The organism is Streptomyces sp. NPDC022910, from assembly GCF_055561075.1.
This window is the reverse complement of the sequence record NZ_JBVHHL010000065.1, coordinates 25,428-41,363: the sequence shown is the minus strand read 5'-3', so window position 1 is coordinate 41,363 and position 15,936 is coordinate 25,428. Positions and strand designations below refer to the sequence as shown.

At 70.4% G+C, this 15,936-nt stretch carries 16 protein-coding genes; 5 read left to right on the top strand and 11 right to left on the bottom strand.

Annotated features, from left to right (window positions below):
* A partial coding sequence (locus ACZ3TS_RS36435; RefSeq protein ID WP_467626179.1) for a hypothetical protein occupies positions 1-226 on the top strand: 226 nt, incomplete at its 5' end.
* A gap of 222 nt (positions 227-448) precedes the next feature.
* Positions 449-922: a GNAT family N-acetyltransferase gene (locus ACZ3TS_RS36430; RefSeq protein WP_467626178.1), complete on the top strand. Its 474-nt coding sequence runs from the start codon at positions 449-451 to the stop codon at positions 920-922.
* Positions 923-958: 36 nt separating this feature from the next.
* Here the strand turns inward: ACZ3TS_RS36430 and ACZ3TS_RS36425 are convergent, their stop codons facing one another.
* On the bottom strand, positions 959-1,093 hold the full coding sequence (locus ACZ3TS_RS36425) for a hypothetical protein (protein WP_467626176.1): 135 nt from the start codon (positions 1,091-1,093) through the stop codon (positions 959-961).
* A gap of 160 nt (positions 1,094-1,253) precedes the next feature.
* Between ACZ3TS_RS36425 and ACZ3TS_RS36420 the strand changes: the two genes are divergently transcribed.
* A complete protein-coding gene (locus ACZ3TS_RS36420; RefSeq protein WP_467626180.1) occupies positions 1,254-1,874 on the top strand; it encodes a class I SAM-dependent methyltransferase in 621 nt (206 codons plus the stop codon).
* A 9-nt stretch (positions 1,875-1,883) separates the two neighbouring features.
* Here the strand turns inward: ACZ3TS_RS36420 and ACZ3TS_RS36415 are convergent, their stop codons facing one another.
* Positions 1,884-2,381, bottom strand: coding sequence for a ribonuclease FAU-1 family protein (locus ACZ3TS_RS36415; RefSeq protein WP_467626175.1), 498 nt, complete (start codon positions 2,379-2,381; stop codon positions 1,884-1,886).
* Positions 2,362-3,291 (bottom strand): GNAT family N-acetyltransferase, encoded by a 930-nt coding sequence (locus tag ACZ3TS_RS36410; RefSeq protein WP_467626174.1) that lies wholly within the window; start codon positions 3,289-3,291, stop codon positions 2,362-2,364. The genes ACZ3TS_RS36415 and ACZ3TS_RS36410 overlap by 20 nt, the downstream gene beginning before the upstream one ends.
* A gap of 71 nt (positions 3,292-3,362) precedes the next feature.
* Between ACZ3TS_RS36410 and ACZ3TS_RS36405 the strand changes: the two genes are divergently transcribed.
* Complete coding sequence (locus ACZ3TS_RS36405; RefSeq protein ID WP_467626173.1) at positions 3,363-3,731, top strand: GntR family transcriptional regulator; 369 nt, start codon at positions 3,363-3,365, stop codon at positions 3,729-3,731.
* 283 nt (positions 3,732-4,014) lie between these two features.
* Here ACZ3TS_RS36405 and ACZ3TS_RS36400 read toward each other — a convergent pair whose 3' ends face one another.
* Together ACZ3TS_RS36400 and ACZ3TS_RS36395 are read right to left on the bottom strand one after the other, a co-directional pair.
* Positions 4,015-4,803, bottom strand: a complete 789-nt coding sequence (locus tag ACZ3TS_RS36400; RefSeq protein WP_467626172.1) for a DUF72 domain-containing protein — start codon at positions 4,801-4,803, stop codon at positions 4,015-4,017.
* Between the two features lie 41 nt (positions 4,804-4,844).
* The gene (locus ACZ3TS_RS36395; RefSeq protein WP_467626170.1) at positions 4,845-5,939 is read right to left on the bottom strand and encodes a DUF5925 domain-containing protein; all 1,095 of its coding nucleotides are present in this window, start codon (positions 5,937-5,939) and stop codon (positions 4,845-4,847) included.
* 166 nt (positions 5,940-6,105) lie between these two features.
* On the opposite strand from ACZ3TS_RS36395, the gene ACZ3TS_RS36390 reads away from it, so the two are divergent.
* Positions 6,106-7,527 (top strand): GH39 family glycosyl hydrolase, encoded by a 1,422-nt coding sequence (locus ACZ3TS_RS36390; RefSeq protein WP_467626169.1) that lies wholly within the window; start codon positions 6,106-6,108, stop codon positions 7,525-7,527.
* A 28-nt stretch (positions 7,528-7,555) separates the two neighbouring features.
* Here the strand turns inward: ACZ3TS_RS36390 and ACZ3TS_RS36385 are convergent, their stop codons facing one another.
* From ACZ3TS_RS36385 to ACZ3TS_RS36360, 6 genes are all read right to left on the bottom strand, one after another.
* Positions 7,556-11,332, bottom strand: coding sequence for a lipopolysaccharide biosynthesis protein (locus tag ACZ3TS_RS36385; RefSeq protein ID WP_467626168.1), 3,777 nt, complete (start codon positions 11,330-11,332; stop codon positions 7,556-7,558).
* Positions 11,325-12,125 carry a polysaccharide deacetylase family protein gene (locus tag ACZ3TS_RS36380; protein ID WP_467626167.1) on the bottom strand — a complete coding sequence of 267 codons (801 nt, stop codon included), beginning with the start codon at positions 12,123-12,125 and terminating at the stop codon, positions 11,325-11,327. The genes ACZ3TS_RS36385 and ACZ3TS_RS36380 overlap by 8 nt, the downstream gene beginning before the upstream one ends.
* A complete protein-coding gene (locus ACZ3TS_RS36375) occupies positions 12,122-13,126 on the bottom strand; it encodes a glycosyltransferase family 2 protein (protein ID WP_467626166.1) in 1,005 nt (334 codons plus the stop codon). Before ACZ3TS_RS36375 ends, ACZ3TS_RS36380 begins: the two co-directional genes overlap by 4 nt.
* Positions 13,123-13,929 carry a glycosyltransferase family 2 protein gene (locus ACZ3TS_RS36370; RefSeq protein ID WP_467626164.1) on the bottom strand — a complete coding sequence of 269 codons (807 nt, stop codon included), beginning with the start codon at positions 13,927-13,929 and terminating at the stop codon, positions 13,123-13,125. The genes ACZ3TS_RS36375 and ACZ3TS_RS36370 overlap by 4 nt, the downstream gene beginning before the upstream one ends.
* Before the next feature lie 368 nt (positions 13,930-14,297).
* Positions 14,298-15,392: a GNAT family N-acetyltransferase gene (locus ACZ3TS_RS36365; RefSeq protein ID WP_467626163.1), complete on the bottom strand. Its 1,095-nt coding sequence runs from the start codon at positions 15,390-15,392 to the stop codon at positions 14,298-14,300.
* Between the two features lie 4 nt (positions 15,393-15,396).
* Positions 15,397-15,726 (bottom strand): hypothetical protein, encoded by a 330-nt coding sequence (locus ACZ3TS_RS36360; RefSeq protein ID WP_467626162.1) that lies wholly within the window; start codon positions 15,724-15,726, stop codon positions 15,397-15,399.
* Between the last annotated feature and the right edge of the window lie 210 nt (positions 15,727-15,936).

Below are 15,936 nucleotides of genomic sequence, written 5' to 3'. Positions count from 1 at the left end.
TCCCGTTGCGTTCGATGGTCTCGCGGATCAACTCCTCGGCCCGTTCGGCGGATTCGGCCCGTTCCACCGTGTGGCCGACGATGTAGCGGCTGAAGCGCTCGCCATGGCCTGCGGGCGTACGCGCTCCATGTCGGCGAGGGAAGTCGGCGAGTCAGGACCGTCGGCAGCGAGCCGGGCGAGTACCGACACACCGGAGAGTGAGATGTCACCCACGGCGTGCGTCTGACGCAGCCGGCGTGTCACGCGGCCCACCGCGAGCCGGAGGTCGGACGCGAGGACGGCGGTATCACTCGGGCCGCGAGTATCGCCGCGACCTGCACCTGTATCCACCTTCATAGATACTGACGCTAGGCTTATCAGTTTGAACTGTTCAACCAATTGTTAGTAAACGACGGCGGAACCGGCGGCTCGCGGGCAGATGAACAAGTGACTGAGTATCGTGCGGCCCATGACAGATGCCATCTCAGGCGCCGCGACCGGCGAGGGGATCCGGCAGGCCGTCGCCGCCGACGTACCGGCCGTGCGGGCGGTGACCGACGCCGCGTACCACCACTACATCGAGCGCATCGGAGTGGTGCCCAAGCCCATGGAGGCGGACCATACGGCGAACGTCGCCGCGGGGCGCGTGTTCGTGACGGGAAAACCCGTGTCCGGCCTCGTGGTGGTGGAGGCGCGCGAGGACCATCTCTTCCTCGACAGCATCGCCGTGCACCCAGGGGCACAGGGACGGGGTGTGGGAGGGCGGCTGCTCACCTTCGTCGACGCACGCGCGCGTGCGCTCGGGCTGCCCGAGGTCAGGCTCTGTACGAACGCGATGATGTGGGAGAACCAGGAGATCTACCCGAAGTACGGATACGAGGTCGTGGAGCGCCGAGTCGACGGACCGTACGACCGTGTGCACTACCGCAAGCGGCTGGACTGAGAGCCTCGTGAACTGCCGGGGTGACGGTGGACGGACTCAGCCGTCCGGCCACCAGAGGCGTGCGATGTCCTTGCGCACTTCGGGGCGCTCGACGGGGCGTTCGTCGGCCTCCTCCCGCACCCGGCGGGAGTCGTTCCTCTTCAGGGGCTTGTGCACGGTCACTCGGCGCATGGCTGCCTCCTTGTGCCTACCGGGTTCCGCGTTTGTGCGGAGGTAGACCCTTGTGGCGAGGGTTCCTGATCGATAGCGGTCTGTCTGTGGCGGCTGTCACGATTCGACTGTCAGTGGTGGCTGTCACTCTGGTGACATGACCAGGTACATGACCAGGAACATGGCCAGGAACAAGGGATCCGAAACCTCGGCGGGCGGGGGCGTGGACTGGGACGCCGCGGCCGCCGCCTTCGACGACGAGCCGGACCACGGGCTGCGCGACCCCGGGGTGCGCGAGGCATGGGCTGCCCGGCTGGGGGAGTGGCTGCCGTCGCGGCCCGGGGATGTCCTGGACCTGGGCTGCGGTACGGGCAGCCTGTCACTCCTCGCGTCCGAGCGGGGGCATCGGGTGACGGGTGTGGACCTGTCGCCGCCCATGATCGCTCTGGCACGCGCCAAGCTCGCCGGCCGTGACGCGGTGTTCCTGATCGGGGACGCCGCGGCCCCACCGGTCGGCGAACAGCTCTTTGATGTCGTGCTGGTCCGCCATGTGCTGTGGGCCCTGCCGGACCCGGGCCGGGCGCTGCGGCACTGGCGGGGGCTGCTGCGCCCCGGAGGACGTCTGGTGCTGGTCGAGGGAGTGTGGGGGATGACGAGTCCGGTCGGCCTGTCCGCCGACCGTGTGACCGCCCTCCTCGCGCCCCTCGCCCTGGACGTACGGGTCGAGCGGCTGTCGGACGACGCCCGGCTGTGGGGCAAGGAGGTGGACGACGAGCGGTATGCGGTGGTGGCGGTTCCCTGACCGCCCGGCTCAGGCCGGCAGGGCCCCGAAGCCGGCCTCACGGGCGAGGAGTTCGAGGGTGTCCAGGGCCCGTACGGCGGCCGTGGCGGCTTCCGGGTCCCGCGTCGTGAGGCCGCTCGCCGCGAACTCGTCCTCGTCCAGGCGGAGTACGGTCGTGCCGTCCGCGGAGCGCCACAGGTCCAGGTCGAGGTCCTCGACGACCAGTTCGCCGCCCAGGAGCGTGGCCGGGCGGGTGATGTCGCAGTACCAGCCCTTCAGAGTGCCCTGCCCGGTGCGCACCTCCTTGACCGCGTACCAGCGGTCGCGCCAGTAGTACTCGGTGAAGACGTCACCGGGCTCGAACCGCACGAAGCCGAAGTCGCGGACGCCGTCGCCCGCCCAGGGCGCGCGGACGGCGATCCGGGTGCCGTCGTCGTGGAGCAGCTCGGCGGGGTAACGGATCTTCGTACGGCCCGCCTTGACCAGGACGACGTCCACCCAGGTCCCCTCAGCCGAGTTCGCGGACATACCGCACCTCCGTCCCGCAGATCTCGTAGCCGAACCACTTGTTGATCGCGATCATCGGGCCGTTGCCGGCGTCGTTGCCCGTGAACGCGTCCGTGTACCCGGCGGCGCGGGCGCGGTGCAGGGAGTCGTTCTTGGCGAGCTTGGCCAGGCCCCGGCCGCGGAAGGCGCGGGCGGTGCCGGTCATCACGGTGCCGTAGCGGGTGGCGCCGTCGATGCGGGCCGCGCTGAAGGCGGCGGGGCGGCCGTCGACCACCGCCACCGAGGTCAGCTCGGGGCTGAACAGCGGCTGCCGCCAGGTCTCCTCGAGCCAGGCCTCGTAGTCGGTGAACTCGGTGTCGATGTCGCTCGGCTCGTCCGACGTCGTCTCCGCGTCAAGCTCGAACAGGGGACGCGGGTCGTCGGCGAAGTCCGCACCTGTACACAGCTTTACGCCCGGCGGCGGGTCCTGGAGCGGCCGCAGGCTACCGTGCGCCAGGTCCAGGCGGAGGAAGTGCGCGGAGCGGCTCGCGCGGTAGCCGTGCCGCTCGGCGAAGGTGCGGTTGCCGGGCTCGTCCAGGACCCACGCCAGGAGTCTGGTCGCACCCACGGCGGCCAGATGCTCCTCGGCGGCACGCACGAGAAGCGATCCGGCACCGCGGCGCGTGCGCTCCGGGTGCACGTACACGTTGACGTTCGCCTGGCCGGGCTCCCGGCTTTCGTGTGCGACGTGGACCTGGGCCGTGCCGACGATCTCGCCGTCCTCCTCGGCGACAAGCGGCCGGTAGTGGGCGTCGGGATGCATGTGGGCGGCGTCGTAGGCGATGGACTCCGGCGTGTACAGCATGAACGGGAGGGCGAGGTGCTGGACCCGGGTGAAGCCTTCGGTATCGGCTCGGACATCGGGGCGGAGGTCGCGCACGATCACAGTCATGACGGCGCACGGTACGCGAGGCAGTCGCGGGGATGCCTCCCATTTTCCGTTGGGTGCGGGACAATCGGGCGGTGACGTTGAAGATCCACATCGCGGAAGGCGCCGCGCCGTACGAGCAGGTGCGCGCCCAGATCGCCGAGCAGGCCCGGTCGGGGGCGCTGCCGGTGGGATACCGGCTGCCGACCGTGCGCGGGCTGGCCGAGTCCCTCTCTCTCGCGCCGAACACGGTGGCCAAGGCGTACCGGGCGCTGGAGGCGGACGGGGTGATCGAGACGCGGGGGCGCAACGGAACGTTCGTGGCTGCCGCCGGCTCGGCCGCGGAGCGCGAGGCGGCGGGCGCCGCGCAGGCCTACGCCGAGAGGGTGCGGCGGCTCGGGCTGGGCGAGGACGCGGCGTTGGCCGCGGTGCGGGATGCCCTGCGGGCGGCTTACGGGGGCTGACGGGGTGCGGCCGGCTGCCTGCCGGGCAGCGGGGCCGGTTTGGGCAACGTCGGGTTGCGTCGCGGTGGTTGCTTTGCTGTTGCGGCGGGTTCTTCTGGGCTGGTGTGGTGTGGGCTTCCGCGGTGTGGTGCGGTCGTGGGGCCGTCGGGTTGCGCTGTGATGATTGCTCGCTGTTGTGGCGGGGAACTTCCACGCCGGCATGGGTATCTGCGCAGCGGTGCTGCCCCGGGCGCGTCGTCGGCCTGCGCCGTTGTGGTTGAGCGCTGCCGCGGAGCCACGAGGGTTACCGTGCCGGGCCCGCAGTCGCCGTCGGCAGGCGTCGTGGTGTGCGGGTCACCGTCAGGCCCGCCGCCGTTGCCACGCGGGCGAACACCGACGCGTCCAGGACCGCCGCCGCGTGCGGGTCGTTGTTGAAGTAGGCGTAGACGTCGCGCTCGTCGGGCCAGACGGCCGCGATGCGGTGGACCCAGGAGGTCAGGGACCGGCGGCCGTAGTGCGGCCACGGCCTGGCGCGGCCCGCATGGAAGCGGACGTAGCCCCAGTCGGTGGTCCGCCACAGCGGGGTGACCGGGCGGGACAGCACGTCGGCCCAGCACAGCGCCGCGCCCCGGGCTTCGAGGACCGCGCGCACCTCCGGTGTCCACCAGGAGTCGTGACGCGGTTCGACCGCCACCCGGGTGCCGGACGGGAAGCAGGCCAGGCAGTCGTCCAGGAGGGCCGGGTCGGCACGCAGCGTGGGCGGGAGCTGGAGCAGGACCGGGCCGAGGCGGTCGCCGAGGCCCGCCGCGTGGCTCATCAGGCGGTGCACCGGCTCCTCCGGTTCCTTCAGCCGCTTGATGTGGGTGAGGTACCGGCTCGCCTTGACCGCCACAACGAAGTCCGACGGGACCCGCTCCCGCCAGGCCTCGAACGTCTCCCAGGCCGGCAACCGGTAGAACGCGTTGTTGATCTCGACCGTGGCGAACCGTGTCGCGTACTCCTCCAGCCACAGCCGCATGGGCACGTCGGCCGGGTACAGGACGTCGCGCCAGTCCTTGTACTGCCACCCCGACGTGCCGACGAACAGGGTCATACGTCCATCAAAGCACCGGCCGCGGCCTCCCACCGGTGCGGCTACAGGTACAGTCCCGAGTCCGCCCCCGCCCGCTGGTCCGGCACCGTCGCCGGTGAGGTGCCCCGCCGCAGCGCGTACAGCTCCGCCAGGGACGCCCCGTCGCGGCCGACGCCCTCCTCGCTGCCCAGCCAGTTCACCGCCTCCGGGCGTGTCAGCCGGCCCACCTCGATCCGGGCCAGACAGCGGCCGGGGCGGACGACGGCCGGGTGGAGGCGCTCCAGGTCCTCGTTCGTGGTGACGCCCACCAGGACGTTCCTGCCCTGCCCCAGCAGTCCGTCCGTCAGGTTCAGCAGACGTGACAGCGCCTGGCCCGCGGTGTGCTTGGCCTCGCCGCGGATCAGCTCGTCGCAGTCCTCCAGCAGGAGCAGACGCCAGCGGCCCTTGCCCGCCCCGTCCTCCTCGCCGATCGCGATGTCCATGAGGTAGCCGACGTCGGAGAACAGGCGCTCGGGATCCAGGACGCAGTCCACCTGGCACCAGTCACGCCACGAGCGGGCCAGCGTGCGCAGCGCCGAGGTCTTGCCGGTGCCCGGCGGGCCGTGGAGCAGCAGCAGACGGCCCGCGATGTCCTCCGGTGTCGTCTTCATCAGGCGGTCCATGGCGTCCGCGACGGGCGCCGTGTAGTTCGGGCGGACCTCCTCCCAGGTGCCCGCCGCGATCTGCCGTGTCGTACGGTGCGGGCCGCGCCTCGGCGACACGTACCAGAACCCCATGGTCACGTTCTCCGGCTGCGGCTCGGGCTCGTCCGCCGCGCCGTCCGTGGCCTGCTTCAGCACCTGTTCGGCCAGTTCGGCGCTGGTCGCGGTCACCGTGACGTCCGCGCCGCGGTTCCAGCGGGAGACCAGCAGGGTCCAGCCGTCGCCCTCCGCGAGCGTCGCGCTGCGGTCGTCGTCGCGGGCGAGCCGCAGCACCCGGGCGCCCGGCGGCAGGAGCGTGGCCCCGGAGCGTACGCGGTCGATGTTCGCCGCGTGCGAGTAAGGCTGCTCGCCCGTCGCGAAGCGGCCGAGGAACAGCGCGTCGACGACGTCGGACGGCGAGTCGCTGTCGTCGACGTTGAGCCGGATCGGCAGAGCTTCGTATGGGTTCGCGGACATGCCGCCATGATCCGTCACGCGGGCGCCCTGTGCACCCGCTTTCCGCCGTGTGCCGGGTGTGTCGGCCGTGCCCGGTGCTCCCGGTCCGTCCGGTCCGTCCTGTTACAGGGATGTCGCACGACGAAACCTGTCCCCGGCTCGACCTCCGCCGTTACTGTTGCCCATGATGGGACGTCATGGGTGGAATACGGGGGAACGGCGGTGGCGCCTCACGGCGCTGCTCGGCGTGGGAGTGGCCGCTCTGGCACTGGTGGTGACGCTGATCAGCACACTGTCCGGCAACGGCGGGAGCACCAGGGACACCACACGGGACGGCGACAAGGTGCACGGCACGCCGGCCACCCCGCCCGAGGCCACGAAGCCGGACGTCGGATGGGGCTTCACGCACACCCAGTACAGCGCCGACCAGGGCAGTGGCACCGCCACCGCGCGCGTCGAGGACCTGCTCTCCGGGACCGGGGGGCCACAGAACCAGCACATCATGGGCTGGGGCGCGGGCAATCCCGAGCCGGTCAAGGGCCGTTACGACTTCGAGGAGATGGACCGCCGCATCGACTTCGTACGCAAGTCGGGCGGCACCCCGGTCGTGACGCTGTGCTGCGCCCCGGACTGGATGAAGGGCGGCAGGGCGGGCGCCGACAACACCGACTGGAGCCAGTCCGCCCTGGAGACCGCCCCGACGCCCGACCACTACAAGGACTTCGCGGCCCTCGCGGCGACCGTCGCCAAGCGCTATCCGGACGTGCGCCACTTCGTCGTCTGGAACGAGTTCAAGGGCTTCTGGAACAACTCCGAGGCCCGCTGGGACTACGAGGGCTACACCGAGCTGTACAACCTGGTCTACAAGGCGCTCAAGCAGGTCAACCCGAAGAACATGGTCGGCGGCCCGTACCTCGTCATGGACAGCGTCGACCCGCGGCAGAAGCAGGACGTCTCCACGACCCTGCGCGGTACCTGGGGAGCCATGGACCAGCGGGTCCTCGACGCCTTCGACTACTGGAACAAGAACAAGGCGGGCGCCGACTTCGTCGTCGTGGACGGCTCCAGTTACACCAAGGACGACGACCTGCTGCCCGACGAGTTCGCCGCCACCGACAAGTTCACCGCCGTCGGCGCGTGGGTGCGGCAGCAGACCCACGACCTGCCGCTGTGGTGGGCGGAGTACTACGTCGAGCCCGCCGACGGCAACGACGACCGCAAGGGCTGGACCGAGGACCACCGCGTCGCCGTGCAGGCCACCGGGATGATCGCGATGGTCAAGGGTGGCGCCTCGTCGGGCTTCTACTGGAACCCGGAGGAGGAGAAGGGCACCGACTGCCCGGGCTGCCTGTGGACGCCGACCGACACCGCTGGCGGCGGCAAGGCGCTGCCCATGTACGACCTGGCCTCCCGGTTCGGCAAGGAGTTCCCGCCGGGCACCGAGTACCGGACGGTGCCCGTCGCCAAGGACGACGTCCCCAACGTCCGCGTCCTCGCCACCGACAAGGTCGCCCTCGTGGTGAACACCCTCGACCGGGCGATCAGCGCCCAGGTCGACGGCAAGCGGTTCGACATGAAGGCGTACGAGGTGAAGTGGCTGCAGCGCTGAGCGCTTCACCTCGCACGCCGTGTGACGCTCAGCCCTTCCCCATGGTCAGGAACCGCTGAACCAGAGAGGCCAGCAGCACCGCCAGCAGCGGCAGCGAGAACCAGAAACTGCTCTGCAGCCAGCGCAGTCGTCGCACGCTCGGCCGCATGGCGACCCGTACGACCTCGCGCGCCGTGAGCATCAGCACCAGGGCCACGGCCGCGAGCCCCCCGACCACCGACCACGGCGTCCAGGTCACCCGCGGGCCGATCGGGCCCGGATCCGGCTTCGCGACCGCGCCCGCGGGCTGCTCGCGCAGCGCGTACATGGTCACGTCGTCGTTGACGAGAACCTTCTTCAGCTCCTGACGGTCGTCCAGGTTCTTGAGGAGCCGCGACTCCCAGGTCGCCGAGTAGCCGACGTCCATCCGCAGGTAGGTCACCTGACTGGCGTTGATCACGAGGTACGAGTTCGGGCCCGCGTCCTTGAGTGACTTCACCAGGCCCGACACCAGCACGGGATCGGCGGGCGCCAGTGTCGGGACGTACTGCACCTTCTCCATGTCCTTGGCACCCCACGGCATCGCCGGCGTGACGTTGTTGACCGTGTCGTTGCTCAGCCACAGCAGCCGCACGGTCGGGTCGTCGTGGGCGTACACGTAGTCCATCGCCGCGACCTCGCCCGGGCGGATCCGCTCGAACGCCTCGTTGCCCCAGCGGGCCACCAGGAATCCGCCCATCAGCAGCAGGCCGGCCATGAGTGCCGCGAGCGGGGCGAGGCTGGCCCGGTCCTTGTCCCGCTCCTCGGCCGTCGCACCGGTGCGCGGGAAGAGGGCGAGCCCGGCGAGCAGTGCCGCGCCCGGCAGGGCGAACATGAAGACGCGCAGGGCCATTTCGCCGCCGTACGACTGCATGCCGAAGCCCAGGAACGGCACGAAGGTGAGGACGAGCAGTGACCGCTCGCGGTACTTGTTGTCGCGCCGCCGCCACCAGCCCCAGCAGGCGAAGGCCATGACGGCGCCGGCCAGCAGCACGCGCGTGTAGAGCACGAGCTTGTGCGTCGAGTCGCCGCCCTGGATGCGCCCGGAGACGGACGTCGACACATTGCTGCCGACGCCGCCGACGCCGCCGAACAGTTCGCTGAAGTGGCCGGACCAGTACGGCTCGGCCATGAAACCGAGCCAGAAGGCGACGAGCACCGCGAACAGGATGGGCAGACCGCGGAGTTCGGAGCGGCCGATCAGGACGAGCGCCGCGAGCACGCCCAGCATCACGAACGGGGTGAGCTGATGGGCCGGGACGCTCGCCGCGTACAGGCCGATCAGCACCATGAGCAGCACGGCCCGCTGCCCGCGCCCGGTCGGTTCCACCTCCGCCTCGCCGGGACGCGCCTTCGTCCAGATCACGCGCGGCGCACGGAACCACACCAGCAGGATCGCCACGAAGACCAGGTAGAGCAGATAGGTGAAGCCCTGCGGCGAGAAGTAGTCCTGGCCGACCCAGCCGCTGAGCACGAAGATCCACACACCGGTCCACTTCGCGCGCCAGCTCGCCCGCAGCGAGCGCAGCAGCAGGAACATGGGCGCCAGGTAGAGGAGCTGAATGGTCAGCGGCCACCAGCGGATGACCTCGGTGAGGTCGGTGACCCCGCACGCCTTCGCCACGAACGCGGCCGCCGCGAAGAAGCCCGGCCAGCTCCAGCGGGCGTCCAGGTCCGGCACGGCCGTTCCGGTCCGGTCGATGTAGTCGAGGAAGCCGAGGTGCTGCCAGGCCGTCGCGAACCGCGGTTCGGTCTCGATCACCGCGGGCAGCGCGTGCAGCGAGACGACCGTGGCCAGCAGCGTGGCCAGCAGCAGCGCCTTGGACTCACGGCCACGCCACAGCAGGGCGGCGAAGACCACGACCAGCAGCGCCGCTCCGACCAGGGTCGGCAGCGGCAGGATCGAGATCAGCCCCAGACCGCCCATGCGTTCCAGGGACCCGTCGTTGAGCCCCAGAGCGGGCACCCAGTACAGCAGCAGGGCGGAGGCGAGCAGACAGCCGAGGAGCGCTCCGCTGAGAGAGCCCGAAGGGCGCGGGTGCTCTTCGAGCTGCGGGTCCGTTGTGGCTGGTCGCATCGGCGCGGCGGAGCCGCTCGGCGTCACGCCTCGCGCCCCTGACGGGGCGCGGTCCTGTGAGCCCGGTTCCCTCCCCCAGTGTCGGCTTCGCTCGACCGGGGGCACCCCCGTCCGCACCGGCAGCCCCAGTGCCCGCGTCGGGTCGTCGGCCTGCCCGCCCACCGCGGGCGTCCCCGTGGGCGGGGTGCCCGGACCGGGGCGTACGTCGGGTCGGCGCTCCTGGTGGTCGAAGTCGACGTGGATGCCGAGCGCGAGCGTGTCGGCGTCGAGCTTCTTCGCCCAGGACGGGCCGCTCCTCGGCGCGGGGACCTCGGGCGCCCCCAGGTCGGCGAGGTCCCCGTCCGGTGCCGCGTCCTCGGGCACGGCGTCCGCCGGGGCGGTGCGCACGATCTTGACCAGCTTCGGCAGGGCGATCGCCACGATCACCGCGAGGCTGGAGATCTCCGCGACGCCCGCGCCGGTCAGGCCCATACGGGGGAGCAGGAGAACGGTCAGCCCCAGCACCAGGACGCACAGCAGGCCCTGGAGCCAGGCGAGTCCCAAGGTGCGGCTCTGGGCGCGCAGCACCGCGAAGTACGTCTCCATGACAACCCGCAGCAGTGCGCCGACCGCGAACCAGCGCAGCAGCGGGGTCGCTGCGTGGGCGTAGCCGTCGCCGAAGACGTGCAGGATGACGGGCGCGCCGAGGAACAGCAGCCCGCCCACCGGCAGCATGATCCGGGCCATGCGCTTGAGCGCGGCCCGGGTGTTGGCGGCGAGCCGCGCCGGGTCGTGCGAGCCCTCGACGGTGAGCGAGGCGCCCATGTTGATGGCGAGCAGGTTGGTGGTGCCGCCGATGGTGGTGGTGATGTAGAAGTACGCGTTGTCGGCGGCGCTGACCTGCGAGGCCACGATCACCGGGACGAGGTAGACCACGGCGAGCGAGAACAGCGACCCGGTGTAGTCACCGGCCAGGAACCGCCCGATCTCCTTGAGCGACGGCGGGCTCGCGTGGTCCTCGGTCGCCTTGACGTGCCGGGGCACCAGGCGCCTGAACACCAGCCAGCCGAGCGGCAGCACGGACGTGGCGATGGCCGCGACCCAGGAGACGAAGACGCCCAACATGGGGACGGCGGCCGCGAACCCGATGAGCAGCACCAGCTTCACCGCGGAGAAAACGGTGTTGCCCACCGGTACCCACAGCGCGCTGCGCAGCCCGGTCAGTACACCGTCCTGGAGGGTGAGCAGATTCCAGGCGACGACGGCCACCACGAAGACGAGCGCCGGAGCGGGCCCGTGCAGGAAGCGGTATGAGGGTCCCCACACGTTCAGCGTCAGCAGGAAGACGCCGGCGGCGAGCGACACGACGATCGAGCTGCCCGCATACGTACGGAAGATCAGGCGGCCGGTGGTCCGTCCCGAGACCGGGATGAACCGGGCCAGAGCACCCGTGAGGGTCACCGCGGTGAGCCCGGCGAGGAGTTTCATCGCGGCGATCGCGGCTGAACCCTGGCCGACCGCGGCGTCGGAGTAGTAGCGGGCCGCCACCAGCCAGTAGCCGAGGCCGAGCACCGCGGAGATACCGGTGTTGAGCATCAGCGCATAGGCGTTGCGGAACAGCTGGTTGCCGTCGCCCCCGCCGCGTCCGGGCAGGCGCAGGCGGCGCCCGGACGGTTCGGGCGCCGCGGTCGTGGCCTCGTCGGCCTGGGCTGTGGTCGTCGTGTCAGACACGGGAACGGATGGCCTTCCGGCGAACCTGTCGTGCTCTTCGGACCACGGCGTACCCCTGGGTCAGGACGCGGTCCCTGGCGAAGTTGCGGGCGATCGAACGGCCCAGCACGAGCCGCTCGAACTCCTCGACACCGGTGCTGCGGCGCACGGTGACGCGTTGCAGCGCGTAGGGTCCCTGCCGGCGGCGCGCGAGACCGTTGCCGACGGCGAGCGACTGGCGGTATCCCGTCTCCCGCACCGTGCGGCGCACCCTGCGGCTGGAGTAGCCGTACGGATAGGCGAACGACACCGGTCCGGTGCCCAGTTCGTCGGTGATGATCTCCTTGCAGCGCAGCAGTTCGCACCGGAGGGCGTCGTCGGCGAGCTGGTCGAGCTGCGGATGCGTGTGGCTGTGGCCGCCGATCTCGACCCCCGCACCCGCGAGGTCGCGGACCTGGTCCCAGTCGAGCATGGTGTCCAGACCGCCGCCGGTGTCGTAGGCGCCCCGGATCCAGCCGGTGGAGACGAACAGCGTGGAGACGAAGCCGTGCTTGGCGAGCACGGGCAGGGCGTGCCGGTGTACGCCCTCGTAGCCGTCGTCGAAGGTGATGAGGACGGGCCGCGCGGGCAGCGGACCGCCCTCCCGCCAACTGCGCGCGAGATCGGACGTGGTGACGGGCGTGCACCCCAGGTCACCCAGTTGCGCCATCTGCTCCGCGAACGCCTCGGGTGTCACCGACAGGGCGCGCGTCGCCTCGTTGGGCGCCGTCGCGACCGAGTGGTACATGAGGATGGGTACGGCCTGTTCACTCATGCGGTGCCCCCCTTGCCGTCGGGGATGTCCACGATCGAGAAGGTGGCGCCGCCCCTGCGCGCCCTGACGCTTCCGAGCACGTACCCGCCGGTGGCCGTGAGTACCCCGGCGACGATCGCGCCCGCCCGGCCCGCGCCGCCGGGGCGGGCCAGCAGGGCGTCGCGCAGTCCGCGGGCCACCCCGGCGGGCAGCACCCGGGTGGTGTAGCGGCGCTCCGACTCGAGTCCCTTGTCGGAGCCGACGCTGCGGGTCACGAGCGCCTTGGAGAGGCCCTCTGCGTAGGTGCGCGTGCGGAAGTACGCGAAGTGCTCGCGCGGCTCGGGTACCCGGTGGTGGATCACCGCGCGGTCGTCGATCAGCAGGATCGCGTCGGGCCTGGCCCGGGTGAGGCGGATGCACAGTTCCGTCTCCTCGCAGCCCAGCGGGCGCTTGTCGCCGTCGCGCCCGATGCCCGTGGCGAAGCCGCCCGCCGCCTCGAAGGCCGTGCGGCGGAAGGAGGCGTTGCCGCCGAGGACGTTGCGCACGCGGACCCGGCCGGGCGGCAGCCCCCGGTATGTGCAGCCCACCACCCAGTCGAACTCCTCCGGGAACCAGGCCGGGCGGCGGCCCGACGCCCAGGTCGGCATCGTGCGGCCGCCGACGGCCATGACGCGCGGGTCCTCGTACCCCTCGGCGAAGTGCTTCAGCCAGTCACGCTCGGCCACGGCGTCGTCGTCGAGGAACGCGATGATCTCGCCGTGCGAAGCGGCGATCCCGGTGTTGCGGCCCGCGGACAGGCCGCGGGGGCCCGCGTTGGCGAGTACCCGGACCGACCCGTCCTCCTCGACCCCCTTGTACTCCTTGGTCAGCCGTTCCAGCAGGGTCTCGTTGTGATCCACGACCAGCAGCGTCTCGCGCGCCGGCCGGGACTGCGCCCGCACCGAGGAGACCGCCGCGAGGATGTCCTCCCAGCGGTCCTCGGTGTAGACGCAGATCACCACGGAGATGTCCGGAGTGCTCAAGACGCCTCTCCCTGACCCGAGTTGAGCGCGATCGTGTGCGGGCGGCGGCGCAGCGCGCGCCGGTTGGAGCGCTCCTTGAGGATGACCTTCAGTACCCGGAACCCGTCGCGCACCGCGCGCAGGTTGCTCGCGCCGTGGATGCGGAGGTACTCGTGACTGGGTATCTCCTGCACCTTCAGCCCGGCCTTGACCACCCGGATGTTCATCAGGGTCTCCACCTCGAAGCCCGTGCAGTCGAGGTCGATCTCGTCGAGGCAGTGCCGCCAGAACGCGTTGTACCCGTAGCAGAGGTCGGTGTAGCGGGCGCCGAACTTGGCGTTGACGATCGCGCACAGCACCCGGTTGCCCAGTTTGCGGATCGGCGTCATGTCGGAGGTGCCGCCGCCGTTCGCGAACCGCGAGCCCTTCGCGAAGTCGGCGCCGGACACGAGAGCGGAGACGTAACTGACGATCTCCTGACCGTCGGCCGAACCGTCCGCGTCGACCATCACGATGATGTCGCCGGTGCAGGCCTCGAAGCCGGTGATCAGGGCGTCGCCCTTGCCCTTGCCCCGCTGTCCGACGACCTTCACGCCCGGCCACAGATCACGTGCGACCTCGATGGTGTCGTCGGTGGAATTGCCGTCCACAAGAACCACTTCGTGAACCCAGTCGGGAAGTGTCTTGAAGACGTACGGGAGATTCTCCGCCTCATTCATGGCGGGGATCACCACGCTCACCGGTGGCGCAATGGCCAGGTGAGAGGAGATGGGCCGGTACTTGCCCTGCATTAATGGAACTGCAGGGCGCAGAACAGAACTCATGGGTCTTGTCCCTCTCGTCCGGTGGACCGTCCGCCCCTGGACGGTCCGGGTATTTGTCCGGTTCGAAAGGGGGGTTTCTCACTTATGGCATGCCGAATTCGATCTCCGTGCACGCCGGGTGAGCTGGCAAAGCTGGCCGTCTGCCGGGAAAACGGCAGCCGGTCGCGCGGCACGGCTCGTACGACTGCGGTCGCCGAGCACGGCACCCCCCTACCGCGCCCCGCGCCGGGACCATCGCGGTACCTGAGCCCTCCCCTGGAGCCGCGTGATGATGGACCGATGCGGGTTGATGTATGACGGTATTGACGATTGCGACCTTATGGCAAGACCTGGGACGTGTCTCCCGTTTTTGTCGGAATGGTCGTAACTCAACCCCTCGAACGGATTTTCCCCATCCGTTTGAGGAGCCGGTCGGCCGGCTCGAAGAGCTCCGGCCGTGACAGCACCGCATTGCGCAGTGCCCGGACCGGGGCGCGGCGCGCCCTGTGTCCGAACGCGACCGGGTGGCGGCGCGTCACCCACCCTTCCGACACCCATAGTTCGCGTGTCTTCAGGGAGTCCTTGTATTCCTTCTGGCCCCGCCCGAGATCCAGATAGGCGATCCCGTCGGCGGCGGCCGCCTCGGCCATCCGCAGATGCAGGACCAGTCCGGGTGAGTATTTCGCGAACGCCGGGTCGTAGGCCGGGAACCAGCAGGCCAGTACCCGTTCGGTGCGCAGTCCGAAGTGCGCGGCGACCGGTCGTCCGTCTGCGTAGAGCACCGACAGGATGCCCGCGAACGGCTCCGAGCGGGTGTGGAAGAGCTGCTGCACCAACTCGTTGATCCAGGCGTGCGCGAAGCGGTCGCTGCGCCCGGTCCTGCGGTACTGGGCCGACTTCCAGGCCATCAGAGCATGCAGCGCGGCAGGATCCCGCTCGTCGTGGACGTAGCGCACCTGGCCGGCGTCCCGTCCGAGCTTGCGATCCTTGGCCAGCGTCGTGCGGGTGAACTTCGGTGACTGTGCGCGCAGCTGGCGCAGATACGTTTCGTACCCCTGGTCGACGTCCATGACCGGGGACGGGAAGGTGCCGGAGGCTCCCGCCTCGAACGGCGCCTGGCCTTCCACCAGATGGTCGAACTCCAAGACGGCGAGCCCGCAGGCCCGCAGCAGTTCCTGCGCGTCCCAGGTGAAGCCCGGCCGGTGCACCAGGCCCTGGCAGTCCGAGAGGCCGAGGCCGACGGCCCGGCCGACCCCGGAGAGGGTTCTCTGGAACGGGAAGAAAGCGGCCGGCTCGCCGTCCTCGCGGACGATCGCGATCCGTACGCCACGTCTCGTCCGGCCCACGGCGAGCGTGAACTCGGGGGACAGGAACGGGTTCGCCAGCTCGGGCGAGCCGTTCAGATGAGCCTTCGACTGCAAAGCCGTCCACGCCGCCCGGTCTGCGGCGCTGAGTTCGCCGGGGCGGTACACGCTGATATCCACGTCTTCAGGCCCGTCTTCTCGCCGTACGACGGCGCTGCCGCCATACCAGTACCAGCAGGAGAACGAGGGAGCTGATCACGGTCACCGCGACGATCCCGCCGCGGACCGACCACCGGTGCACCGCCAACATGCCTTGGGCAACCAGAAGGTCGATGGCGATCGCTCCCGCCACGGACACCACCGTGCGGGCGAACGGTTCCAGCCCTCGCGAGGCGGCGCCGACGGCTGTTGCCGGCGCGGCGAGCAGGAAGAACAGTGTGAACGGGCCGCGCAGCGGTGAGTCTGCGTCGCTGAGCGCGAGGATCGCTCCGATCCCCGCGACGGCGACCGCCACGCCCGCGAGCAGAGGAAACAGGTCCCTCCCCGGATCCTGTCCCGACGGCCCGTCCCCGCCTGATGAAGGTGGCTTGATGCGTAAGGTCTGCATTGGCGACTTTGCCCCCCGAAGCGCCGGATGCCGGGCTTCAATGTCGCAAAGCGGAGAGGGAGCCGTCAAGACGCGGAAGCGGCACGTACAGGTTCTTGGCTTGGTTTAAACATGTGT